We start from the raw sequence: 25,072 nt of genomic DNA on the forward strand, positions 1-25,072 counted from the left end.
AAAGAAAACAGAAAAATCTGGGTATCGGGGCACGGAGCTTGGTGTTGGTGCAATAGGACGGTTCCGCCCACTCCACCGTGAGAGAGCGCATGGTGGAAGGGGATCGGGTACAGGCCAAGGTAGCCGTGTTCCCTGCATCGGGTTTTATCGAGGGCGATCTCTCAGCCGGGCTCAGCTTCCACTCGGCCGAAGATAGCCTGCCCTGTACCAGCCTGTCGGGGATCTTCCGGACGGTGAATCCAGGACCGTCATCATTCGGTCCGAAGGTCCTGTCAGAGCATCATCGGTGTGCACAGGAGCCGAAGAGACGAAAAGAACAGAGTGAGAGTGTTCACGTGTGCCTCACGTATGTCAACCTGCAGCGCCCGATCAGCACCTGTTCTCCCCAGTCGGGCGTCCGACCCGGGCACAGTACCGCTGGAAATCGGAGCACTCATTGCCGGTAGCCCGGACTCCGGTAGGTGATTCCCGCGATGACAGGTAACGCGGCAGCCAGAATGTACCCCCATGCCAGAACGATGCTCGGAGCGCGGGCGGGCCACCAGGTGATCGGAGTCGCTGCGACGGTGATGGCGTACATCATGATCGTGGCGAGAATTCCTGCGGCGATCGTGACCGCGTACCAGCGCCACCCCCAGCCGTCGTTGCGCCGTCGACAGGCATCGAAGAGTACGGGGAGGCATCCGAGCAACGCAAGGAACGCGGCGAGGATGACCAGCAACCGGGTCGCCGGGGTATCGGCTCCGAGGGCGGCCCATCCCACTGCCCCGGCACCGAGAATGCTGAATCCGGTCCGCGGAGCCCATTTCCGCGGCAGCTCTCCCAGGCCGCCAATCAGACAGCACATGATGGCCGGAGGTGTGATGTACACCGCTCCTAGGGTTGCCACCAACATCAGTTCGTCCAAGTTGATGATTCTGCTGGCGGCAGTGAGTACACCGAGAATAAGCAGGGCCATGCCGCCCAGGGCGGCCAATCCCCGAAAGACGGTGATACGTCCAGGGAGGTATAGCTGAATGATGGCGCTCGTCGCTCCGAAGGCGACCGTCAGTGCGGCCAGCGCAGAATATCCGACACTGCTCCTGGTGTAACCGACCCCGAGTGCCGCGAGGATGATCGCCACAGCAGCCGCTATGGATGCGGTGGCAGCGGATATCCCTGGGGTGCCATGGTGGGATGGGGGGTGTTCGGGAGACAAGGAAAGTCAGGCCTTCATCGGTGATCCGGGACAGGTTGCGGCACTCATCTTAACGATCCGGGCCCAGGAACGGTGACACGCTGTCCGGATCGTGGTGATGACCGGGGCGGGCCCTCCTGAGCTGACTGCTCCCCCGATACCGCTGCTTCTGTGCGCTCTCATCCGTTCCTGCGCGGGTAGCTGGTTCGGGTACCCCGTGGGAATGACTGTGGAACCCGTCTCCGCAGTCACATGATGGGTTGCAGATCCAGACGCACGTCATGTCAGATCGGCTCCGGGAGCGGTGATGGAGAGGCATCACCCCGGAGTCGTTTGAGTACGTTTTCTGCGGAGATCAGGCACATCGGCACACCGACGCCGGGGACCGTGGTGCCCCCGGCGTAGTACAGACCTTCCACGAGATGACTGGCGTTGGTGCCACGCAGAAACGCGGACTGGGAGAGGGTGTGAGCGGGACCGATACCGCCTCCGCGCCAGGAATTGTAGCGTGCTGAAAAATCCGCTGGTCCGAGAGTTCGGCGTACCACGATCCGTTCAGCCAGATCGTGCACCCCCGTCCACCGGGCAATCTGGTCGATCGCGTCATCGGCGATGGCCTCCACCAGAGATGAGGGATGCTCCGAGTAGGCGGATCCGTGCCCGATCCCCGGATCCGCAGGTACCGGAATCAGGATGAAAAGATTCTCGTGTCCCTCCGGGGCGACATCGGGGTCTGAATCAGATGGTTTGGAGATGTACAGCGACCGTGATGCGGGGAATTCTCGGTCGGTGCAGGAGCCGTCGAAGACGGCATCGAAGTCAGCGCCCCAGTCGCGAGAGAACAAGAGGGTGTGGTGGGCCAGTTCGGGGAGGGTGCCTCGCACACCCAGCATCACCAGGACGGTACCGGGGCCTGGGTTACGGGTACCCCACCATTTTTCAGGATAGCTTCGGAGGTGAGCAGGCAATAGTGCAGTTTCTGTGTGGTGAAGGTCAGCGCAACTGACCACAATGTCCGCGGGCATGTCTTCGACCGCACCGGCACTGGTACGAATCTGTACTCCGGTGACGCGCGCGACGGTGGGTCTCACACGGCCGAAGACCGCCGGTATCCGGCGCCGGAGGGGCCCCGGATGGTCTGACGTGGTGATCCGGAGCACCCTGTTCGCGGTCCGGATCTCTGCTCCGGCGTCGCGGGCGACCCGCTCGATGGCGTCAATGAGTGCGGCGAAACCGCCGACGGGATAACGAACTCCCTGATCCAGGTCCGTGTGGCTCATCAGATGATAGAGCGCCGGAGTCTGATCCGGGCGGGAGGAGAGGAAGACCGCGGGATAGGTGAGGATCTGACGGAGACGAACATCCTCGACATAGCGATGCGCGAAATCCTCCATGGAGGTGGTCAGCAATAGTGCCAGGGTCGACAGCCGACGCCCCACCGCACGGTTGATGAATCCGGCGGGGCCCGTGAATGTGGTGTAGAGGAACTTCTCCACCGCGATGCGGTAGGCATCCGCCGCTGAGTCGAGATACCGGTCAAGTTGCCGCCCGGCGCCGGGCTCGACGGATTCGAAGAGTGCCGTGACTCTGCCGCGACCCGCGGGAACATCGAGTGGCGCATGCCCCTCCGGGTAAACCCGGTAAGCAGGGTCGAGGGTGATCAACTTGAGTTCCGACTCTGTGCTTGTCCCCATGAGGCGAAAGAAGTGATCGAAAGCATCGGGCATGAGGTACCAACTGGGACCCGTGTCCCAGCGGAAGCCCGGAGCTTCGTCCACCGTGAGGGTTCCCGCTCGACCTCCCGTGTTACTGCCCTGCTCGATGACGGTCACACTCAGGTCTTCCCGGGCCAGAAGTGCGGCGGTCGCGAGTCCGGCGGCACCGGCACCGATGACGACGGCCGTACGGGGTGCGGTGGTTTCGGTCATGTTCTCGTTTTTCCTCGGTGTCGGATCGATGGTGCGGACGGTGGTCTCCCGGAGCACCCGGATACCCCGGGACGGGCCAGTGAGAAGGTGGGTGGGGTTCAGAAGGTACCGGTTAGGTGTCGATAGCAAGTCCACCGACACATCGTGGTGACGAGTGGAGTCCTCCAATGACTAATTGTGCACCGCGCGGTCGTCCGGATGGCGAGATACCCCGACACCAGATATGTCGGAGTCTCCCTCCACCTGGTGTCGGGCCGCGGGATGTGATTCGGGCAAGATCCACACCGGGCCGATGTCGCAGAGCCACAGACCCGTAATCGAGCGGGGGACAGGAAACACCAGCGGGACATACAGGTCGACATTGAGGGACACCTATCAGTGCACCCGCGTGACCCGTGCAGGTCTCCACAACAACATGAAGGGAGTCACGGAGCCTGCGAGCACCAGGAAGGTGGTGAGGAACCGGGTGTGTACATCCACGGAGTTCAACAGGGCGAGAGTCAGGGCGCCGATGGCGATGGACAGTGTCATACCCGTGATACCAGCCACCTGAAGCGCTGAACCGATGAAGCCGCTCTGTTCCGGTGTGCTGAGTTCAAACGGTTCGCTGGACAGACGCGGATAGATGAAACCGATGCCGAACGCAGACAAGCCCCAACCAGCCACAGCGAGTAGCCACGGCGCACCGACTCCCGCGGTCACTGCCACGATGAGCAGACCCGTAGCCATCGCGGCACCGGAAAACCGGGCGACAGCGGGCATTGACCAGTCGTCTGCGAAATGTGCCTGGATCTGTGAACCCATGAACCAAGTGACGCCACTGGCCGTCAGACCGAGACCCGTGAGCGTAGGTCCGAGGCCATAGGCCTGAGCGAGCAAGAGAGGGACGTAGATTTCGGCGCCGAGCACCATATCGGTGAGTATCCGTGAGGCGATCAACCGGGGAACACCGATGCGTCCCCGTAACGTTCCAGCGGGAACCAATGGCTGTATGGACACCGCGATCAATGGTGCCGCGATGATGAATGAGACCAGTCCGGTGCCGAGTGCGAGGTGGGGGGAGTAGTTCAGTATCCCGGTCGCAGCCGAGAGGAGCAGAGCCGCGCCCAGCATCCGGATACCGGTACGCGACAATGATCCCCGTCTGGCCGGGAGCGTGCGAATTGCGGGAAGCATCAGGATCGCCGCGATGATGAGTAGGAACAAAGTGAACAGGAAGACCGAATGCCAGCTCAATGATTCGGTGAGGATTCCGGCGAATGCCGGGCCGATGAGTGACGGGATCACCCAGGCACCGGCGAATGCCGCGAAGATCCTTGGCCGCAGAGCCGCAGGATACATTTGTGCGATTATCGCGTAAATCGCTACGATCACCGCGCCGATTCCGAAACCTTGGATGCCCCGGGATATCAGGAACACCGTCATATCAGGGGCGATGACCGCTAGTCCAAGTCCGGCCGTCAAAATTCCGGTACCGGTGAGCATCGACAGCCTGGCCCCTGCGATGTCGGTGGTGATTCCCGCCGCAACCATTGCCACGATGGACACCGCAAAAGGAATGGAGAACGCCAGCGAATAGGCATCGGTGTTCCCCAGTTCCTCGGTGATACGTGGCATGACCGCAGTGACGGCTGTGTTGTCGAAAGCGCAGGCGGTGATCGCCATGAGCAAACCGATGGTCGTGGCGAAATAGGTGGGTGAGAAGATGCCGTCGACTCGGGAGTCACCGGAATCTGACCGGGTTGCGCTACTGGGCATGACGGCCGATCCTACCGCTACTTCAGGTGCGTGAGGTACTCCGAGCACCCACCAACAGCATGGAACATGCTACCGCGTTCTATCGTGGGAACTCGCTGACCACCACACGTATCGCCATCTGTGATGGAGACGGTCGCGGTCCTCGGCCTGGTTCGTTCATTCGGGGGTAAGACAACGCCCACTCGGTCACCGGCTGATCGCGGGAGCCGGTGGGCGTTGGCCATGCACGTTGAGATGAGCCTAGAACTCCAGACCCAGCAGCGCGTTCTCGATGAGTTCCGGGAGCGCCGGGTGGATCCAGTACTGGTCGTGGGCGACCTCGCGGACATCGAGACCAAAGGCCATCACGGTGATGAGCTGCTGGATCAGTGTGGCGGCCTGTGGACCGATGATGTGGGCACCAAGCAGTTGGCCACTCGTCCGGTCGGCGATGAGTTTTGCGAATCCGGTGGTGTCCTCCATCGCCCAGCCGAAGGCGACGTCCCCGTAATTCTGTATTTTGACCGTGATGTCATGTCCAGCGTCGCGGGCCTCATCCTCGGTGAGCCCGACGCTGGCGATCTGTGGATGAGTGAAGATGGCCGCGGGAACGTTCTTGTGCGGCATCGGCTTCATGTCATCCGGGTTCAGCAGGTTGTGCTTCACTGCGCGCATCTCGGCGTTGGCGACGTGCTTGAGCTGGTAGGGCGAGCTTACGTCACCGAGTGCCCAGATGCCGTCGGCGGTGGTGCGACCGAACTCATCGACCTTCACGCGTTGCCCATCCATCTCGATGCCGGCGGCGTCGAGATTCAATTGATCCCCGTTCGGGGTACGACCGGTTGCGACGAGCAATACTTCGGAGGTCACCTGAGTTCCGTCGTCGAGTTGCAGTGTCACCCCGTTCTCGTCCTCGGTCGCACCTGTCGGGGTGACGCCGAGATGCAGGGTGAAACGGGTACCCGCGACCTCGGTGTAGCGGGCCGAGATGTCGGCATCGGTCTTACGCAGGAGCTGTTTCGACCTGTTGACTAGGGTGACATCCACGCCGAGAGAGGCGAAGACGTGCGCGAATTCGACGGCGATGAAACCACCGCCGAGGATCGTCATCGTTTTCGGTAGTTCCTCCAGGCGCATGATGTTCTCGTTGGTGTAGTACGTCACACCAGATTCAGTGATGGTGGGCAGAATAGTCGGGCGCGCACCCGCGGCGATGATGATGGTGTCGCCGGTGATGGTCACCACCTCGTCACCGGAACCCGTCTCAATGGTTTTCGGCTCGACGAAGCGGGCCGCCCGGTCGTAGACGTCGATGTTCGGGGTCTCATCACCGCGCCGGTATGCCTCGCCTCCGTCTGCGATGGGGTCGATGCGGCGTCCGAAGACGCGCTCGCGTATCGACGACCAGTCCACTCCATTGAGCTGTGCGTCCAGGCCGTAGGTGGCAGCGTTACGGATCTCCTCCGCGATGTCGGCGGTGTAGACGTACATCTTCGTTGGGATGCAGCCGACGTTCAGGCAGGTACCGCCGAAGCGTCCCTTCTCGATGATAGCTATTCTCTGGTCTTGGAATTCCGGACCCGGGATTGAGTTTCCTGATCCGGTTCCAATGATGATGAGATCGTAGTGTGTGCTGGTGGCGGGAGTCGTCATGGTGTGAGTCTGTTGTTCCTCATCGTATCGGGAGTGAATGTGTGCTCGGGCGTTTCAGTACAGTGGGTTTTGCTGGTGGATCGTCGTATTTAACCATTCGAACGTGTGAGTGAAAGTCCTTTCTCTCGAGTGGTGCAGTGAAAGCCAGACATCATGTCGGGCCCCGTCAATCGGCGACACGGTGACGTGTGCACCGAGTGACGGAGCCCACTGTTGAATCTGTTTCACGTTGAGCACCGCGTCCGAGGTGTCGGTCATGGCAGAGTACGGCTTGTTTAACCAGCTCCTCGTAGAACACAACACCAGAACCGGTACACCGCATTCCACACCCCCCGCATGGATGGTGTCCTGGGCACGGACGATGGCAGCCAACCAGCCGATGTTCTTTGCGTGGCCCGCTATGGGTTTGATTCTCGTGTCAAAGTTCCACTCGCCGTGGTAATCCACGTGAATTGACTCTCCGTAGCACGCCAGGCCGCCAGGAAGATCGAACCTCGGGAAGCGGTCGCCCAATGCTCTGATCAGGGGACGGGACCAGCGGTGTAGCGGCGCCGGGAACATCAGGTCGAGCCAGGGGCTGTTCAACACAGCGGCGGGAATTGAGGAGTGCCGGGCGGCGGACACCGGATCCCCGGTCGCTGCGGCGCGGCGTAAGTGATCCAACCAGAGTGGAGCGATGAGTCCACCGGTGGAGTGGGCCTGAATGATCACGCTGGAGTGGTGTTCCCGTACCGCATCGAGGACCGCATTGAGATCCTCGAAGTAACGACGCACATCTCGGACGTCGTGCCATGCCTGTCCGGGAAGATGTGAACGTCCGCACTTACGGAGGTCCACGCCGTAGATGGCGTAGCCCTCCGTGTGGAAACGTTCAGCGACATGCCGTTGAAAGAAGTAGTCGCTCATCCCGTGGATGAAGATCATTGCGGGCCTGGAATCAAAATCCGGGCATGCCTCGGGAAGATACCTGATCAGGGTTGCCACCACTGGACCGTCACCCTCCGGATCGGTACCCAGCCGCAATGTGCGGCGGGTGAATCCGGACCCCAGGATGTCGGGCGTGTATGTGTCGGAGAAAGGCAGGCCACTCATGTGGAACACCCTATCCCGAGGACCGGAGATAGTGAGCAGAACCGGGTCCGGATGTCGAACGTGAAGCTGAATGCGGCCCGCCATCGGAGGCTACATACCGATCTGATGTCTTCCTGAATGCAACAGGTCCTGTGTGGGAACTTAGATCACAGATTCTGCAAGGAATGCATCAGGGACTCCAGTGCTCCGGGACTGAAGCTGGGCAAGAAGGGGGTGCCGGAAGAAACGTCCCCGATACTGGCCAGGATCATCGGTAAATTCAGCGCGGTGATGATCGCGAGGACAGATCCCAGTATGGTCAGGAAGCCGGCTGTGACCATCACTTCTCCGGTACCGGAGGATGAACCGTTGGACGGAGTGGTTGTCGGGCAATTCATGACGCTTACCGGGACGATCAGCTCGCTGGGAGTGCCACCTGAAACCGTGACCTGGACCGTCTGCTGTGTTTCACCGGTTTTCGTGGTGTCTGCGGGTGTCACGACATTGATGACTGCATCTTCCGGTAGCCCGGTTACCCCGGACCGTGGATCGATCTTTTCACCTTCGCACACGGAGACAGGTTCGGTTGTTAGGTCCGGTGCCCATATGGCGAGTGGTCGTGCATCGGAGTGATCTGAGGTGGAGTCCAGAGGTACGCAGGACTGAAGCTCCTTGAGGGTGTAGAAGGGGGAGCCATCGGCAATGGGCTGGCACTTCGGGCCGAAGGGGGTCTCCTTCTCGTTGAACAACATCCGCACGACGGTGATACCAGCGCTGTTTCGGAAGGCGTCCCACTGGATGTTGGTGGCCATCGGCACGGTCACCGATGAGTTCCACGGATTATCCTTGTCGTAGAACTTGCCGGGGGGCGTCGGGTGGTTCGCCTGCGGGATCTGGAGGTAGCTCTCGACGGGACCGAGTGTTTCTCCGTGGGTGAAGTAGAAGTTGGCTGCAATATCTGACTGGCCGTTGGCCCGATCGTCGACGTCCTTGAGCAGTAAACGGACAAGAGGATCATAGATCCGGTAGGAATCCGAGGAACCCTCGCGTCCCGGCCCGAAGGTGTAGAAGTCGTGGGCGTCGTAGATGTGGCGCATCTCCCGGGCGGTCCGTGGGGTCATGTACTTTTCGGTTGCCCATCCATCCACTGGAGCTTCGGCTTCAGCGGCCAGTAGTCGGGCGTAGCCATTGACCGTGTAGAACTGGTGCGCCTGGGAAATGGCTTTCTCGTCGTCCAGCGTTGCGATGTAGCCGGGGGAGTAGAGATGACTAAGGATCTCCCGGGCAGCGGCGATGATCTGTGGATCCTTGTATGCGGCTGCACTGGCTTCTTTTTCGTCTGGCAGATTCTGTGAAGCTTTATAAGCTTCATAATCGGGATTGTCTGTATTCTTGTACTCGACCATGAGCTTAGACTGCGGGGTCTGGCTTCCGTCTTCCGCGAATACTCCGGTGTTAATGGGAACCGGTGCAGAAGCGTCGTATCCCATGGATTCTGCGAGTGCAGTGTCTTTGTCGTGGAGCCCGATCGCGAAGTTCACACCGGAAAGTTGTGAGCGTCCCTTCGGTGAGCTGTGGAACGTGAGTTTGTCGGTACTGCCGGGCGTGGCGATGCGATCGTAGAATTCCCTATTGCGCTCATGGTTGCGCTGCCCGATGCCCTGCCACTCGTGGGCACCAAGTTTGGTGAGTGTTCCGTATCCGCCGTCGTCCGGTGGGGTGATGTCATTGTTGGCTGGGAGGTCTTTGGTCATTTGCCGGATTTGCCGGATCTGGTCGAGCACCTGTTCTCCGAGGGGTGTCAGTGCTCCAGGAGTTTTCTGTGCTGTTTCCAGGTACTTGATCGTGCTCTTGTATCGGGATGAAGAACTCGCTCCCCGAGAACCATGGCGTCCGAGCACCATGGTGTACACCTGCTCGAACCCCTTGGGAGGGGTAGTCGTATCTTCTGGAGTGCCCATGGGGATGTACTGGTTCTTGAATCCGTACTGGGGCTCGAGGGGTTCGTCAGCGGCGGCGTAACCGAGCAGGGGGTTGATACTGACGGTAACTGCCGCTGTCAAGAGGACAGCGTGTGTTGTCTTCTTCAGACGTGATGGAAGCATGAAGGTGAGGATCCTTCTTCGTAATTGAGGTGATTGAGACAAAAGTTGAGTCGATTCGATGTGAAACCTATGTGTCTAAGCGGGTTTTTTGGAACATTTTTCACCTAAAATTCACTTAATTTTCAAGAATCGTTCACGCTAGGGGGTGTGATATCTCGCAGTGCTGTCGTGGTCGGGGGTAGGCACGAACGTGGGGGTGATGGGGGTGGATGTTTCTCTCCTTATTGTTTGGTGACTGGTCTCTAGTGAGGGGCATGCCGATGTGGTAATCCGAGGTTCTTGGGAGTGGTGGGTTCTAGTCAACTTCCATCGGGGGTGTTTCCGGGTGTGAATGTGGGCATGGGGGATGCCCTTATGCTGATAGCTCTGGGGCTTGAGGCGTAAGGTGTTACAGCGATAGGCCAGTCCAGGGATCCCTGATCGGGCCGTACCGGTGCTGGTGAAGGCCCTCTTGGCTGACAATTGCCGGTAGGGATATCCCAGCGGGTTCCGTCGGTTTGCTGTCACATTCTGCGTTTCGGTCGGACTTTGCGTTCCGGGGGCGCGCAGATACCGGTGGGGGCTGTCATGGTGAAATGGCGGATATGAAGAGAACCCGTTTCCCGGGACTGGGACGAATGCACAATTCAGAGAACTAGCGAAGGTTGAATACAGTGTCTGACTCCAAGGTTTCTGCAGTTCATGTGACGGATGAGGTCGATGTCTGCCTGATCGGTGCCGGTATCATGTCCGCCACGCTCGGCGCGATGCTCCGGCAGCTCGAACCAGAGTGGTCACAGCTTGTGTTCGAGCGGCTCGATGGCCCTGCGGAAGAGTCCTCATCTCCCTGGAACAACGCCGGAACCGGCCATTCGGCACTGTGTGAGTTGAACTACACCCCGGAGGTCCGGGGCAAGATAGAGATCACCAAGGCCGTAGCCGTCAATGAGAAGTTCCAGATTTCCCGCCAGTTTTGGGCACATCTCCTGGAGAACGACGAGCTCGACAATGCCAGGGGTTTCATCAACCAGGTACCCCACGTCTCTTTTGCGCAGGGGAACGACCAGGTTGAGTATCTTCGCAAACGCTATGAAACGCTGTCCGCGCATCCGCTCTTCCCGGAGATGCGCTACACCGACGACCCACAGAAATTCTCCGAATTCCTCCCCCTGATGGCGGAAGGGCGTGACTTCGACAGGGAGAAGGTCGCTATTTCCTGGACTGAGTCCGGAACTGACATCAACTATGGTGCACTCACCCGTCAGTTTCTTCGCAACGCCAAGGAAGCGGGTACGGAGATTCGTTATGGACACGAGGTTGCCGACATCATTCGGGACGGGGCCAAGTGGAAGATCAAGGTCAAGAATGTCCACACGGGTGACGTCAGTGTGGTGCGGGCGAACTTCGTGTTCGTCGGCGCCGGTGGAATGGCCCTCCCGTTGCTCCAAAAGTCCGGGATCCCGGAGATCCGCGGCTTTGGCGGATTCCCCGTCTCCGGGGAGTGGCTGCGCTGCACCAATGAGGACATCATTGCCCAACATCATGCCAAAGTTTACGGCAAGGCATCTGTGGGTGCTCCACCGATGAGCGTCCCGCACCTGGATACCCGGGTGATCGACGGCAAGACCGGTCTGCTCTTTGGCCCCTACGCGGGGTGGACCCCGAAATTCCTGAAGCACGGATCGTGGTTCGACCTTGCTAAGTCCCTCCGTCCGACCAATGTCCTTTCGATGGCCGCAGTCGGTATCCAGGAGTTGGGGCTGACGAAGTACCTCATTACCGAGGTGATGAAGAAGGAGGAAGCACGGCTCGACGCACTGCGTGAATACATGCCGAGTGCCCGCGCCGAGGACTGGGAACTGGTCACCGCAGGACAGCGGGTGCAGGTCATCAAGCCTGTCGCCGGCCCCCGCTTCGGTTCCCTGGAATTCGGTACCGCCCTCATCAACAATGCCGAAGGCTCGATCGCCGGTATCCTCGGCGCATCCCCGGGGGCATCCGTCGCTCCTGCCGCGATGCTTGAATTGCTCGAGCGTTGCTTCGGGGACCAGATGGTCGGCTGGGGTCCGAAGATCAAGGAGATGGTGCCCACCTATGGCATTAAACTTGCGACGGACGAGAAGATGTTCCGTGAAACCTGGGAGCGTACCCAGAAGATCCTCAAGCTGGAGGGCCAGGACTGACCGTGACGCAGGCTGCCCCCGATACAGGTTTTCCCTTCACTGCGGTCGTTGGCCAGGACCGTTTACGTCTGGCTCTGATCCTGAACGCGATCGCACCCAGAATCGGGGGGGTTGTCGTGCGTGGGGAGAAGGGCACCGCAAAAACGACGACTGTCCGTGCCTTCGCCGCACTACTCGGTGGGGCACCTCTGGTGAATCTTCCCATTGGTTCGACCGAAGACCGTGTCGTCGGTTCTCTTGACGTGGAGACCGTTCTCACCACCGGTCGTGCCGAGTATCGGCCTGGTCTGCTTGCTCAGGCGGATGGTGGTGTTCTCTACGTCGATGAGGTGAATCTCCTCGCGGATCATCTCGTTGACGCACTTCTCGATGCTGCGGCCACTGGTCGGGTCACCATCGAGCGTGACGGAATCTCACATAGTTCTCCCGCGAACTTCGTGCTCGTCGGAACGATGAATCCCGAGGAAGGGGAGTTACGGCCGCAGCTACTCGACCGTTTCGGTCTTGCTGTCGATGTCGCCGCTTCGCGAGATGTCGAGGTCCGAACGGAGATCATCCGCCGTCGACTGGCTTTCGAGGCAGATCCCGTTGGTTTCGCGGACGCATGGTCATCAGAGGATGGTGATCTCGCTGACCGTATCGTCCGTGCCCGTCGGATTCTTCCGGATGTTGAGCTGACGCAAACCAATCTCGTTCGGATCGCCCACATCTGTGCGAGTTTCGACGTTGACGGTATGCGTGCGGATCTGGTGATCGCTCGGACAGCCACCGCCTGTGCCGCATACCGCGGTGACACCAACGTCACAGATGAGGACATTCGTACGGCTGCGCACCTTGCACTTCCGCACCGTCGTCGTCGGGATCCGTTTGATGAACCGGGACTCGACGAGGAAAAACTTGATGACGTGATGGAACAGGCACGCGAAGAGTATCCCGGAACCGAGCAACCGGACGATACACCAGGTCCGGAAAGTGAATCGGCTTCGTCGAAGGCGCCGGATGCCTCAACACCGAATCTGTCGGCGGAACAAGAGGAACCGGCGGAACGACCCGACAACGACGGGAAAGCAGGTCGCGCCGAACAGGGCGCCCCCTTTCGTTCCCAGGATTCTCAGACGGATGAACAATGGCGCCGAGGGGAGCCCCGGTAGGCGTTCGAAGGCGTATTCTCCCCAGGGGCAGAACATACGTGCCGTCGTCGGTGGACGTGGAGTGAACATACCGGGTTCGGTGCTTGCGGCAGCGGAGCGTGGCGCGGCGGTCATCGATGGGCTCATTGATTTTCGTCCGGGGGACCTGCGGGGTTCCCTCCGGCGCGGTAAGGAGTCCAATCTGATTGTCTTTGTCGTTGATGCCTCCGGTTCAATGGCCGGAAGGGACCGGCTCTCCGCAGTGACGGGTGCCGTGGTGTCCATGCTCCGGGACGCTTATCAGCGGCGGGATCGAATCGCTGTGATCTCAGTCAGGGGAAGTGCACCGGAACTGCTGCTTCCGCCAACCGGCTCCACTGTCGCCGCTGTACGCAGACTTGACGGAGCTCCCACCGGAGGGCGCACACCGCTCGGTGAGGGGCTGATGATGGCACATGAACTCATTGAGAGGGAGTATCGCAGGGAACCCGGCCGTCGGGCACTGCTCGTCGTATTATCCGACGGGCGCGCCACCGGAGTGTCCGGAACAGGTGGTGTTCGTCGTGCCGCGGCCCGCATCAGGGATCGACGGCTGGCTGGGAGCATCGTCATCGACTGTGAGCGGTCCGGAAGGATTCGTCTCGGGTTGGCAACCGATCTGGCAAAGCGACTCGATGGCGTCTGTGTCCGACTGGATGAGGTGTCGGCGGATGCAGTGGCTGGAGTGATCGAGGCGGTATGAACGGGGTCCATCCCCGGTGGCGCTGATCTTTCGGACTAGGAGGTTGGGTGCGCCGAGTGTGTTCACCCGGCGCTGTCGGGGAGTCGGGACAGAATCAAATCGGTGAACACATCTACGCGGCCGCCGCACGAGTCCAGATCCTCCGGACCCAGGAGAATCTGATCGGTCTTCCCGTCCAGGTAGACGATGACCGGACTGGTGCCATCGGCTGCCCGTTCCGTGTCTGCGTCCATCTCATTGAGGTGCACGGTCTCCAACGGAACGGGTAGTTGTTTGATCGCTTTGGTCCAGTCCTTCCTCGGTCGTGTGGATTTTCCGTGGCTGATGTCGCATAGGCCGCAGTGAGTCGCTCCCCGGATCTTGTTCACGACATAGGTGAGCTCTCCGAGGAGTCCGCCATTGGCGTTGTAGACGCCGACGAGCCGGGCCGGAGTGGAATCTTGGCGATCTTGTGACAAGTGGGGAGTTCCTTATGCGTGGGAAAACGGGATGATACGCCTGGGTCAACGATCACCGGGGTCCAAATATTCCCCGAAGATGTCACTAATTAAGTAAAAATCTGAGTAAAATATAAATAAAAATAAAGAACTCTATCTTTTTTATATTTGGTTAGGGTAAGTTGAGGGAAGTTTAATTCGGCACCGACGACAGAGTGCTTTATGTGCGGTCTCGTCTTAGTACGGGGCATTGTCGCAATACCTCGATAAAAGCGTCGGCCTCCCCACTTCAGAAAGTATTACCATTATGAAACTGTCTCCCCGTCGCATTTCCCGTACCGGCCTCGCCGCTGTTGCGTGCCTTTCGATGTCTGTGTCTCTCATGGTTCCCGCCGTTGCACTCGCTGACGAGAACTCGACGATCGGTATCGATCACGTCGCCTCGACCACCCGGTATGCGGAAGATACCCCGGCACTCTCCTGGGGGATTCTGGAGCCGTTCCGTCGGGCTTCCGGTGGTTTCGATCGCGTGTTTGATGGTGCGACACTCCATTCGGGTGTCCCGTCCTTTGCGTTTCTTTCCCGTACAAACCAGGACGACGGCACCATCATCCTGAAGTATGCAGGCACGGCCAACGTCATGAATTTCTGCGGGGAGGACTACACGGGCGAGGATGAGCGTGGAAGCTGCAAGCTCGATTTCACCTTCAGTGAGCCGATCGTGACCTTCAACCCGACTGTCGGTACCGGACAGCTTTCGGTTGTCGTCCACACGTTGGACAAGAAGACCGGGGAGTGGGTGGGGCCGACCCGCGTATCTATGGCGGACCTGGATTTCTCTGAAGCGAGGTATAAATCCGATGAGCCCTCAACGGTCCGGGACGTTGCCGTCACCGTCACCGAGGAAGGTCGTACCGCTCTCAGTGGAAACCCGAGGGGTTCCGATACTCTGGATTCCCTCAATCTCTCCTTCAACGGTGCCGTCACATTCGGCACCGAATCGACTGCGAGCGAAGATTTGAACCTGGAGAAGGAGGTCACCACAGAATTCAAGCGTGAGGAGTCCAATCGCCTGTTCGCACTGCGGGACGGCTCGATTCTCCATGTCACGCGGGGTGGTTTCGGTGGAGATTCCCAGCTCGTCATTGCGGACAACAACCTCGAAAAGTTCGTCAGTTCCGATGATGTGACGATCAACCGTGGTAATCCCTCGGCCTTCAAATCGGCGACGGATACGCTCTTCTGGGCTGATGGAGACACCATCCGCTATGCCACGGTGACCGCTGAGGGTATCGGCGAGGTCATGGAGCTCGGCATCGTACCTAACTCGAACGTGACGGGGCTCGCATATTCGGAGTCGACCGACACCGTCGGGGTTCTGACCTCTGATCCGGAAACCCGGAGGGGAGTGTTTACCGAGTTCGGTCTCGCAGAATCGAGTCTGTCCATCACGGAACTGCCTCTCACCAGCGAGGTTCGTGGGACTGCTCCCGCTGAGGACGGAGGCGGATACGACAGCACCTACGGTTACAACGGTAACGCCGGTGAAGCCGTGGGGCTCCGTGCGCTTCCGGACGGCACGTTCCTCTACGTCCTCGATGACATCCTGGATGGCCCTGACGGTAGGACGGGATCCACCCCGATCCATATCCGTCCGGGACAGTCCCCCTCGGTCGTTGAGATTGCTGCGGCCAAGGAACAGTTCAAGTCGGTTCAGTACACCGGTGGGCGTCGTACGGTCAGCGTTGTTGGGGAGAACATCGTGTTCTATAACGGTGTGAACAGCGAATCCGAGTCCGTGGGTGTCTACACCTATGCGGACGGAACCTTCACAAAGAAGAGCACCACGGACAAGGTTGAGGTCTTCGATTTCATCGCCGGAGCCACGTTCAACGCAGACGGTAATCTCGTGATGGTCAGCGCCAGTGAAGGCGAAGACCTCGTGATACTTGATCCGATCACACTTGAGGTCATCAAATCCTCCCCTGTTGGTTCATCGCTGCGGTACACCAACAGCAAATCCCCCGACACTCTGAAGATCGTCGGCGATGACATCTTCGTCTCCGGTGTTGAGGGATACGGTTCCACAGACAAACTGACCTTCATCAAGGTTGGCGCAGTCGGAGAAGATGTCACGGTCGGTACGGCAGACGGCTCACTCAAAACGGTTGAACTGGGTTCCTCCGATGCGAATAAACCGTTGAAGGGTACGGAAACTCCGGATCCGAAGGACGGCGACAACGGGACAGATGAGTCGCAGGACGATCTGTCTTCAGATGCCAGTGCTCGGATTGATGAGCTTTCCACCAAAGCGGCATTCGGCTTCGGCGGGTTGGGGCTCGTCTCACTGCTGACAGTAGGCGGCATCTTCGCGATGATCACAGCCTTGTTCCACTTCATCAAGACCCAGATGCCGAGCGGTTTCCAGCTTCCCCCGATGTCGGGGCTGCACCGCTAACGTCGCCGGGTGCCTGCACCGAACCGCTACCGGGTGGTAGCGGTTGGCGGTGGCCCAGGAAGAACGTGTTCCCCCGCTCCCTCTCGAGAGAGCGGGGGAACAGTCATGTCCGCAAGAACTCGGTGTGCCGACCGTCCTGTACACCGGTGGCTTCATGTTCCGCGATAGGATGACCCAGGACCTTTCCCCGATGAACATGAGGATGACATGCCCAAGGGAAAACTTGATCCCGCCAGCATTCCCGATGATGGTTTGACTACCCGGCAACGACGCATGCTGCCCGTCACCGCTGTCCACACGGGCCCCGGCAAGGGTAAATCGACGGCGGCCTTCGGTATGGCTCTACGTGCCTGGAACCAGGGAATGAACATCGGGGTATTCCAGTTCGTGAAATCCGCGAAATGGAAGGTCGGTGAGGAAGCGGTGTTTCGCAGACTCGGGAATCTCCACGAACAGACCGGGATGGGCGGTCCGGTTGAGTGGCACAAGATGGGCGAAGGCTGGTCCTGGGCGCGGAAACCAGGGGCGGTGGAAGATTACGCCCGGGACGCCGCGGATGGATGGATGGAGATTCGTCGCCGGATTCTAGCGGAGGCCCACGATTTCTATGTCCTCGACGAATTCACCTACCCCATCAAATGGGGCTGGATTGACGTCGATGAGGTTGCGGAGACACTAAGAACCAGACCGGGGCGCCAGCATATCGTGATGACAGGTCGGGATGCGCACCCGAAACTCCTTGAGATATCCGATCTCGTGACCGAGATGACCAAGATCAAACACCCGATGGATCAGGGACGTAAAGGGCAGAAGGGAATCGAATGGTAGTACCGGGGCTGTGCATCGCGGCTCCGTCATCCGGGACAGGCAAGACCACCATCGCAACAGGACTCATCCGAGCTCTCGCCCGGCGCATGGAAGTCGCCCCGTTCAAGGTTGGTCCCGACTACATTGATCCCGGCTACCATGGTCTTGCTGCGGGGCGGGTCGGGCGAAACCTGGATTCCGTGATGTGCGGTGGCAGTCGCATAGGGCCGCTCTACGCCCACGGCTCGTCGGGGTGTGACATTTCCGTGGTGGAGGGGGTGATGGGATTGTTCGATGGTCGTATCGCACCCGGATCGGACCCCGTGTGCGCGCCGGGTTCAACCGCTGAGATCGCCCACACTCTGGGTCTCCCCGTCGTACTCGTCGTCGATGTCCGGGGAATGAGCCAGTCCATCGGGGCACTCGTTCGGGGGTTCGCGACCGCGGTCGACGGTGTGCGGCTTGCCGGCGTGATACTCAATCAGGTCGGTACTGAACGGCACGAAGCCATCTGTCGGAGAGCATGCGAGGCTGTCGGAGTTCCGGTGTTCGGTGCGCTACCGAGATTCGCGGACATTGAGGTTCCGTCCCGGCATCTGGGTCTGGTCACGGCTGTTGAACGAGGTGGTGTCGCCGTCGCAGCGGTGGAGCGGATGGCGGACCTGGTTGAGCGGCATCTCGATCTCGGCTCGCTCATCGCTGCCGCCGACTGTGGATGGAACGGAACATCCTGGGCACCCGAAAGTGAGGTCAGCAGGGTGGGGGATCCGACGATCGCTGTCGCCGGAGGCCCCGCATTCACGTTCGCCTACGCCGAACACACCGAACTTCTTGTTGCGGCAGGTGCCCGGGTCGTGCGTTTTGACCCGCTCGTCGATGATCTACCCGACTGCGACGGACTCATCATCCCCGGTGGTTTCCCCGAGGAACATGTGGAGAACCTCGCCGGTCGAAACGGACTCCGTATGCAGGTACGGGACCGGATCGCGGACGGGATGCCCGTCCACGGGGAATGCGCGGGGCTGCTGTGGCTCACCGCGAGCCTCGACGCGCACCCGATGCTCGGGGTGATCGGTACCCACGCGGTCATGGGCAGGCGGCTCACCCTCGGCTACCGGGAAGCAGTTGCGATATCTGATTCGTTGCTTCACCGGGAAGGGGAACGAGTGACCGGGCACGAGTTTCACCACACTGCGCTCACTGCCACAATCGTCCCCGGGTGGGCACCATCTTGGGGCTGGCGCGGTTGGGACGGTCGCAGCGTACGAGAAGGATTCACCAACGAGACGGTGCACGCGTCCTATCTGCACTGTCACCCGACTTCGGTACCTCAGTCGATTGAACGTTTCGTGTCCGCCTGTAACTAGCCCATCGACGGAAACCGACTGGAGCGGGTGAGGTTTCCGTGTCTCTGGACCGTAGCGGGAATCAGAGTTGGTGGGTGCAGCGGTCCTGTGGGGCAATGCCCTCGGTGGACTGAGAACAGACCTGACTCCAACCCAGGTAGGCATGAGTCGAACGACTACACTGGACACCTATGAGTTCACCCACCAGCCCTGGAACCGGACAGCCTGCTCCCGGCCGCGTCACCCTCGTGGGCGGCGGGCCGGGAGCCTATGACCTCATTACCGTCCGCGGCATGAATCGTCTCCGGGACGCCGATGTCATTGTCGCCGACCATCTCGGGCCGACCGGTGATCTTGACAAACTCTGTGACGTCACAGACAAAGAGGTCATCGACGCATCGAAACTCCCCTACGGGAAACAGATGGCACAGGAGAAGATCAACGAACTCCTAGTCGCCCATGCCCGCGCCGGGCGCACCGTCGTCCGGCTGAAGGGCGGTGACCCCTATGTCTTTGGCCGGGGATTCGAGGAACTCGTCGCCTGTCGCGAGGCAGATATCGAGTGCGAGGTCGTTCCAGGTGTCACCAGCGCGGTGTCGGTTCCCGCGGCAGTCGGCGTCCCCGTCACCCAGCGGGGTGTGGTCCACTCCTTCACCGTCGTATCCGGGCATCTTCCGCCCGGTCACCCGAAGTCACTCGTCGACTATGCAGCTCTCGCCCGTACCGGGGGAACCATCGTTGTGATCATGGGGGTGAAGAACTCCCCGTCCATCGCCACCGCACTCATCGCCTCCGGGTGCAGCCCAGAGACTCCCGTAGCTGTGATCCAGGAAGGGACTACGGATAGGGAACGCAGCTTTCGTGGTGTTCTCGGTGAACTCGGTGCACTCATCGCAGACAATGCGGTCTCCCCGCCCGCCGTCATCGTAATCGGAGAGGTGTCCGGCCTGTGACTGCACCTGGAACCGGGCCTCGCGCATCCGAGCTCACTCAGCCTGTGACGGTTTCCGCCCTCGGCTGGCCGCTGGCGGTGCTCTCCGCCCTGCAACTGATGGTCGTCCTCGATGGAACGGTGGTCAACCTCGCTCTCGCACGTATCCAGATCGAACTCGGGCTCACCGACAACCTCCGCTCCTGGGTCGTTACCTCCTACGCACTCGCCTACGGGGGACTGCTCCTGCTGGGCGGGAGACTGGGGGACACCTTCGGTAGGAAAAAGGTGTTCCTCACCGGCGTTGGATTGTTCACCCTGGCTTCCCTGGCCTGCGGACTATCGACGACACCGGTGATCCTTCTCGCGGCCCGGGTCATCCAGGGGATCGGAGCGGCGATTGCCTCACCCACCGCGATGGCCCTCATCGTCGTCACCTTCGCCCCCGGAAAAGCACGTAACCAGGCGTTCTCCGTGTTCGCCATGATGACCGGGATGGGCAGCGTCCTGGGGCTTGTCGCGGGTGGGGCACTCACCGAAGCGAGTTGGCGGTGGATCTTCCTCATCAATGTCCCCATCGGGATACTGATCCTCACCGTCGGCATCAAAGTACTCGCCCGGACCCCTGCGTTCGAACGGATCCGGCTCGACATTCGAGGAGCGATACTCGCCACCGGCGCGTCCACGCTCCTGGTGTTCGGCCTTGCAGAGGGGGGAACCGGCTACTCGGCTGTTGTTGTCGGTGCCCTGATCCTCGGTGCACTCACCCTCGTGGCGTTCTTCTTTTCTCAACGCCATGTCCCCAACCCGGTCCTGCCATTGCACATGTTCGCTAACCGTTCCCGGGCTGCAGTATTTATTTGTCTATTGCTCGTCGGTGCCCTCATGATGGCGATGACCGTGCAGGTCGCTCTCTTCGTCCAGGAGGTCGTCGGCTACGGCCCCCTCAAGGCCGGGCTGGCGTTCATCCCCTTCGCCTTCGCCCTCGGTGCGGGTAGTTGGGTGGCGGGCCTCGTCGTGGAACGGATTGCTCCTCGATTCATCATCGCCGTCGGTGGTCTGATCCTCGTCGCCGGTTTCATCTTCGGATCCACCCTCGGGGTGGAGACCACCTATCTCCCCGATCTCCTCGTCCCGATCCTCATCATCGGATTCGGCATCGGCGTGGTCCTCATCCCGCTCACGCTGTCCGTTGTCGCCGGTGTGAAACCCATCGATGTCGGTCCGCTGACCGCCACCTCGCTGGTTTCCCAGACTCTCGGCGGACCACTCGGACTCGCGGCCGTCACCGCATACGCCGAATACCGGGCACGCTCAGTTCTCGGTGCGGCCTTCGACACGATTGACCGCGCTGCACTCAATGACGCGGCACGTGCGGCGCTCGGAACCGGTTACACCTCATCACTGCTCATCTGCGCGGGCCTGGCGATCGCCGTCGTGATGATCTCCCTGGTCTTCGTTCGTTTCACCCCGGAACAGATACGTGAGGGTAGGGAAGCGGAGAAAGCCAGCACCCTGGGATAGCGCGGTGTATCGATCCCACGGTGGGTGCCCGGTACATCGTGGGGATTCGCCGGAGTGAAGCCTCTCCGGGGAGGAACTGTTGGACAGGCAGGTGACCGAGAGTGCTCCCTGGTGGGTATCCGGCGGACCCGTTTCGGACGGATCTACAGTCATCCCTGAGGCTGATTTTCTCCCGCCCGCTGGGTCCTACGATTGGTAGGTGGACCCGCACCCGATCCGAGAGATCTGTCCGATGCCGCCACCCTTCACCCGTTCCGGAGCCTCCGCCGCGCTTCTGGAGCGTGTCCGCGTCGCTGTCGGCGGACCCGGTAACGCGTTCTGCTACGTGTTCTGTGCGTCCGGGGTCATCTTCTTGGATGCCGGTGGACAGACTGACACACTCTCCTCGGTCCTCTATCTCTTCATTGCCTGCGTGTTACTCGTTGCGCCGGGGTACCCGGAGGCCACCGTCGGAACCACGGGCATCGCGTTGCTGGCGATCCTGTTGCGCGGTCTACCCGGCGGACCTGTGGTCGGCGCGGTGGCCGTGGCGTACTGTGCGTTCCTCACCGCCGCGCGCATAACATCGCGGATCCGCTTCGTGTACCTCGGCGCGATGCTGCTCGGTGCCACCGTGGCCCTGTTGATGCTGTGGAACATCTCTCTCTTCCCCGAAGGAGACAGGTGGCCCGTGGTGATGCTCATGGCGGCCCTCTTCTCGTCGTGGACCTGGGTGGCATTCTTCTGGATGCTCGGCGATGCCGCGCGTCGGCGTCACCGCGACCTTGAGGTACTTCGCCAACGGGCGGAACTCGCCGGGGTGGTGGAACGGACCCGGATCGCTCGCGAGATGCACGACATCGTGGCGCATTCATTGGCTGCGGTGATCTCGCTCGCTGACGGCGCCAGATTTGCGGCGCCTAAGGATCCGCGGGTGGCGGTCGACACGTTGGAACTGATTGCGGAGACCTCCCGGGAGTCGCTGGTTCAGATGCGAGGTTTGTTGAGCGTCCTGCGGGAGGACGAGGGGCGTTCAGAGACGGCGCCGCCCGGAGTCGCTGATATTCCCGGTTTGGTCGCCGATGCCCGGCGGAGTGGATTGGTGCTGCGGGCAGAGGGGCTGGAGAAGATCCCGACGGACTTGTCCCCGTTGTCGCAAATGACTCTGTACCGGTTGGTCCAGGAGATGCTGACGAACATGCTCCGGCACGGGACCGGCACCGGGGATCTCACGGTGGACAGCAGTGACAGGGAAGTCACGGTGACCGCCACGAATCCGACTGGTCCGAAGACGGGAACTTCGGACAGGGGATTCGGGCTCACCGGGATGCGGGAACGCCTCGGGGCGATCGGAGGCAAGCTAGGTGTTGTGGACTCGGGTGCACAGTTCGTGGTGAGAGCGGTGATGCCGAGATGATCCGAGTCGGACTCGTCGACGATCAGCCCCTGGTGCGCGCGGGTTTCGCCATGCTCATCGGTAGCCAGGATGACATGGACATCGCCTGGCAGGCCGGTGACGGTGATGAGATTCCCGACGGGGAATCGGGTGCCGACATCATTCTGATGGATGTCCAGATGGCCCGGATCGGTGGGATTCCGGCGACCAGACGGGTGCTCGCGAGTGACCGCACCGTCCGCGTCATCATGCTCACCACCTTCGACGATGAGCGTTTCGTCAGCGGTGCGATCGCTGCGGGAGCGTCCGGATTCTTGTTGAAGGACGCTCAACCGGAGGAGCTTCTCGACGCCGTGCGCACCGTTCACTCCGGGGCGGCGGTCCTCGCGCCGTCGGTAACCGCAGACCTGCTTGAACGACTGCGGGCACCGGGGCACACGGGTGCGGAGGCGGCAGAAGACCAGAATCCCCCTCCACTGTCCCTCGTTGATCCGCTCACGCCACGGGAAACCGAGATCCTGCGCCTGGTCGCGCTCGGCTACAACAATGATGAGATCGCTGCCCGTGAGTTCGTGTCCATGGCTACGGTGAAGACCCACATCCGGCACATTCTCGCGAAAACGGGTTCCCGGGACAGGGTTCACGCGGTTCTCTACGCCTACCGCACCGGTCTGGTGGGGCGCGCGGAGCTGCTCGCTCACCCCGGGGACTGATATCCGGGGAATCGGCAGAGGGGAGGACGCTGATAACCCCTCCGGCGCGGGATCGTGGAGACATGATCACAGTCAGTTCACTCACCAGAAGATACGGCGGTACCGTAGCCGTCGACGATCTCTCCTTCACCGTTCCAGACGGGCAGGTCACGGGTTTTCTCGGACCCAATGGTGCCGGAAAATCCACCACCATGCGCATGATCTGCGGACTCGAACGCCCGGACGAGGGCACCGCCCTCATCGACGGACACCGCTTCACCACGCTGCCTGCACCGGCCCGCGTCATCGGCGCGCTGCTCGACGCCTCCTGGTTCCATCCGGGGCGAAGCGGAGAGGCACATCTGCGCATGATGGCGAGAGCGGGCGGTATCGACGCCAATCGTGTCGATACCGTGCTCGACCGGGTGGGCCTGCACTCCGTCGCGCACAAGAGGGTCGGCGGATACAGTCTCGGCATGCGGCAGCGGCTCGGTCTCGCGTGTGCGCTGCTCGGCGACCCCGGCCACATCATCCTCGATGAACCCGTCAACGGGCTGGACCCGGAAGGGGTCATCTGGATGCGCCGGATGACCCGGCAGCTCGCGGAGGAGGGACGCGCTGTGCTGGTGTCCTCACACCTGCTCTCCGAAATGTCGGTGACCACGGACCGGCTCGTGATCATCGGACAGGGAAGACTCATCGCGGAGGGACCGCTCTCGGACTTCGTCGGGGATGCGGTGTACGAGATCAGGTGTACCGATGTGGACGCCGCCGTCCGGGTCCTCGCCGAGCACAACATCACCGCCGACCGTGCGCCCGACGGGTTGATCACCGTCAGCGCGGACACCACGACCGCTGAGCGCATCGCCCGGCTTTGCCAGGGGGCAGGAATCGTGATCACACACCTGGCTTCCCGGGAACAGTCCCTCGAAGACGTCTTCCTCACTGCAACAGCCGACACCACCACCTACAGGAGCTCCTCATCATGACCGCCGCAACCCCAGTTTTCCCGACCACCGGAACAGATCGGCGTCCCAGCTACGAAGGGCTGCTCGCCGCCGTTATCACGGAACTGATTTCGGTCCGCAGTCATCTGGTTTTCCTCGCCGCCGTAATACTCGTGATTCCGGCACTCACGGTAGCGGTACGGCTTGCCGGAGACGATGAGCCCGCGACACTCCGTGACCTCACAGTCGGCACCGATCTGTCCTTCCTCATCGCGGGCTTCGCCGCCGCCGCGATCGTCGGAGGAGCCTACCGGCACCACTCCATCGCCTGGATGTGGATGGTGGACAACAACAGGAGCAGAGGGACCGCCATTCGTATCGGTGTTCTCCTGAGCGGTGCTCTCATGGCCCTCGTCCTGGGACTGGCACTCGCCCACGGTGCCCTTCTCCTCATGGGGGAGCATCTCCCGGTCGATATTTCAGACGAGGATTTCCGGGAGTTCCGGTTCGAGTTCATCAAGTTCATCATCGCGGTTCTTTTCGCCGCGCTTCTGGCCGTGATAACCCGTTCGACGGTGCTCGCATCCCTGATCTTCGCTGCTGATGTCTTTGTCATCGAGTCCATGGTCTATGCCCTGAACGTCCAGACACTGAAGGACCTCGGTTGGGTACTCCCCTTCCTGTCCGGGCGGATAGCCAACGGAACCTCCATCCCGGGTATCACAGCCACGCCGCTCCAGGGTGGTATCGCGCTGGTCGGATGGGTGCTCGTGCTGGGGGGTCTCGCGTGGTGGTCCGACACCAGATACGCGATCCGTTGACCCGGCGTCGGAACCTGTGATTGAGACCG

Annotated in this window: 19 protein-coding genes; 12 read left to right on the forward strand and 7 right to left on the reverse strand. The window is 60.9% G+C overall.

Annotated elements, in window-relative coordinates; genetic code table 11:
• Nucleotides 1-433: 433 nt before the first annotated feature.
• The 6 genes from QWU44_RS01490 to QWU44_RS01515 all read right to left on the reverse strand — a co-directional run bounded on the left by QWU44_RS01490 (nt 434) and on the right by QWU44_RS01515 (nt 9,671).
• Complete coding sequence (locus tag QWU44_RS01490; RefSeq protein ID WP_370913934.1) at nt 434-1,123, reverse strand: hypothetical protein; 690 nt, start codon at nt 1,121-1,123, stop codon at nt 434-436.
• Between the two features lie 338 nt (nt 1,124-1,461).
• Entirely contained in the window at nt 1,462-3,105 is a 1,644-nt protein-coding gene (gene crtI / locus QWU44_RS01495; RefSeq protein WP_370913935.1) for a phytoene desaturase family protein, read from the reverse strand.
• 375 nt (nt 3,106-3,480) lie between these two features.
• Complete coding sequence (locus QWU44_RS01500; RefSeq protein WP_370913936.1) at nt 3,481-4,863, reverse strand: MFS transporter; 1,383 nt, start codon at nt 4,861-4,863, stop codon at nt 3,481-3,483.
• A 240-nt stretch (nt 4,864-5,103) separates the two neighbouring features.
• The gene (gene mtr, locus QWU44_RS01505; RefSeq protein WP_370913937.1) at nt 5,104-6,495 is read right to left on the reverse strand and encodes a mycothione reductase; all 1,392 of its coding nucleotides are present in this window, start codon (nt 6,493-6,495) and stop codon (nt 5,104-5,106) included.
• Between the two features lie 54 nt (nt 6,496-6,549).
• Nucleotides 6,550-7,587 carry an alpha/beta hydrolase gene (locus tag QWU44_RS01510; RefSeq protein WP_370913938.1) on the reverse strand — a complete coding sequence of 346 codons (1,038 nt, stop codon included), beginning with the start codon at nt 7,585-7,587 and terminating at the stop codon, nt 6,550-6,552.
• 146 nt (nt 7,588-7,733) lie between these two features.
• Nucleotides 7,734-9,671, reverse strand: a complete 1,938-nt coding sequence (locus QWU44_RS01515; RefSeq protein ID WP_370913939.1) for a histidine-type phosphatase — start codon at nt 9,669-9,671, stop codon at nt 7,734-7,736.
• A 653-nt stretch (nt 9,672-10,324) separates the two neighbouring features.
• Between QWU44_RS01515 and mqo the strand changes: the two genes are divergently transcribed.
• Genes mqo through QWU44_RS01530 form a run of 3 tightly spaced genes read left to right on the forward strand, consistent with a single transcriptional unit; the run spans nt 10,325 to nt 13,705 of the window.
• Nucleotides 10,325-11,833 carry a malate dehydrogenase (quinone) gene (gene mqo / locus QWU44_RS01520; protein ID WP_370913940.1) on the forward strand — a complete coding sequence of 503 codons (1,509 nt, stop codon included), beginning with the start codon at nt 10,325-10,327 and terminating at the stop codon, nt 11,831-11,833.
• 2 nt (nt 11,834-11,835) lie between these two features.
• Nucleotides 11,836-12,984, forward strand: a complete 1,149-nt coding sequence (locus QWU44_RS01525) for an ATP-binding protein (protein WP_370913941.1) — start codon at nt 11,836-11,838, stop codon at nt 12,982-12,984.
• Nucleotides 12,953-13,705: a VWA domain-containing protein gene (locus tag QWU44_RS01530; RefSeq protein ID WP_370913942.1), complete on the forward strand. Its 753-nt coding sequence runs from the start codon at nt 12,953-12,955 to the stop codon at nt 13,703-13,705. The genes QWU44_RS01525 and QWU44_RS01530 overlap by 32 nt, the downstream gene beginning before the upstream one ends.
• 62 nt (nt 13,706-13,767) lie before the next feature.
• Here the strand turns inward: QWU44_RS01530 and QWU44_RS01535 are convergent, their stop codons facing one another.
• Nucleotides 13,768-14,163: a hypothetical protein gene (locus QWU44_RS01535; RefSeq protein ID WP_370913943.1), complete on the reverse strand. Its 396-nt coding sequence runs from the start codon at nt 14,161-14,163 to the stop codon at nt 13,768-13,770.
• 286 nt (nt 14,164-14,449) lie between these two features.
• Here QWU44_RS01535 and QWU44_RS01540 point away from each other — a divergent pair, with 286 nt between their 5' ends.
• The 9 genes from QWU44_RS01540 (at nt 14,450) to QWU44_RS01580 (ending at nt 25,043) form a co-directional block, all read left to right on the forward strand.
• Nucleotides 14,450-16,600 carry an HtaA domain-containing protein gene (locus QWU44_RS01540; protein ID WP_370913944.1) on the forward strand — a complete coding sequence of 717 codons (2,151 nt, stop codon included), beginning with the start codon at nt 14,450-14,452 and terminating at the stop codon, nt 16,598-16,600.
• Nucleotides 16,601-16,807: 207 nt separating this feature from the next.
• Nucleotides 16,808-17,428 (forward strand): cob(I)yrinic acid a,c-diamide adenosyltransferase, encoded by a 621-nt coding sequence (gene cobO / locus QWU44_RS01545; protein ID WP_370913945.1) that lies wholly within the window; start codon nt 16,808-16,810, stop codon nt 17,426-17,428.
• The gene (locus tag QWU44_RS01550; RefSeq protein WP_370913946.1) at nt 17,422-18,774 is read left to right on the forward strand and encodes a cobyrinate a,c-diamide synthase; all 1,353 of its coding nucleotides are present in this window, start codon (nt 17,422-17,424) and stop codon (nt 18,772-18,774) included. The genes cobO and QWU44_RS01550 overlap by 7 nt, the downstream gene beginning before the upstream one ends.
• 170 nt (nt 18,775-18,944) lie before the next feature.
• Nucleotides 18,945-19,706, forward strand: coding sequence for a uroporphyrinogen-III C-methyltransferase (cobA, locus tag QWU44_RS01555; protein ID WP_370913947.1), 762 nt, complete (start codon nt 18,945-18,947; stop codon nt 19,704-19,706).
• Nucleotides 19,703-21,208 carry an MFS transporter gene (locus QWU44_RS01560; RefSeq protein ID WP_370913948.1) on the forward strand — a complete coding sequence of 502 codons (1,506 nt, stop codon included), beginning with the start codon at nt 19,703-19,705 and terminating at the stop codon, nt 21,206-21,208. Before cobA ends, QWU44_RS01560 begins: the two co-directional genes overlap by 4 nt.
• A 199-nt stretch (nt 21,209-21,407) precedes the next feature.
• Complete coding sequence (locus QWU44_RS01565; protein WP_370913949.1) at nt 21,408-22,604, forward strand: sensor histidine kinase; 1,197 nt, start codon at nt 21,408-21,410, stop codon at nt 22,602-22,604.
• Nucleotides 22,601-23,296 carry a response regulator gene (locus QWU44_RS01570; RefSeq protein WP_370913950.1) on the forward strand — a complete coding sequence of 232 codons (696 nt, stop codon included), beginning with the start codon at nt 22,601-22,603 and terminating at the stop codon, nt 23,294-23,296. Before QWU44_RS01565 ends, QWU44_RS01570 begins: the two co-directional genes overlap by 4 nt.
• 62 nt (nt 23,297-23,358) lie before the next feature.
• Complete coding sequence (locus QWU44_RS01575) at nt 23,359-24,264, forward strand: ABC transporter ATP-binding protein (protein ID WP_370913951.1); 906 nt, start codon at nt 23,359-23,361, stop codon at nt 24,262-24,264.
• Nucleotides 24,261-25,043: a hypothetical protein gene (locus tag QWU44_RS01580; RefSeq protein ID WP_370913952.1), complete on the forward strand. Its 783-nt coding sequence runs from the start codon at nt 24,261-24,263 to the stop codon at nt 25,041-25,043. The genes QWU44_RS01575 and QWU44_RS01580 overlap by 4 nt, the downstream gene beginning before the upstream one ends.
• Nucleotides 25,044-25,072: the final 29 nt, after the last annotated feature.

Origin of the sequence: Corynebacterium sp. CCM 9203 (genome assembly GCF_041357675.1) — a bacterium.
Classification (GTDB): domain Bacteria; phylum Actinomycetota; class Actinomycetes; order Mycobacteriales; family Mycobacteriaceae; genus Corynebacterium.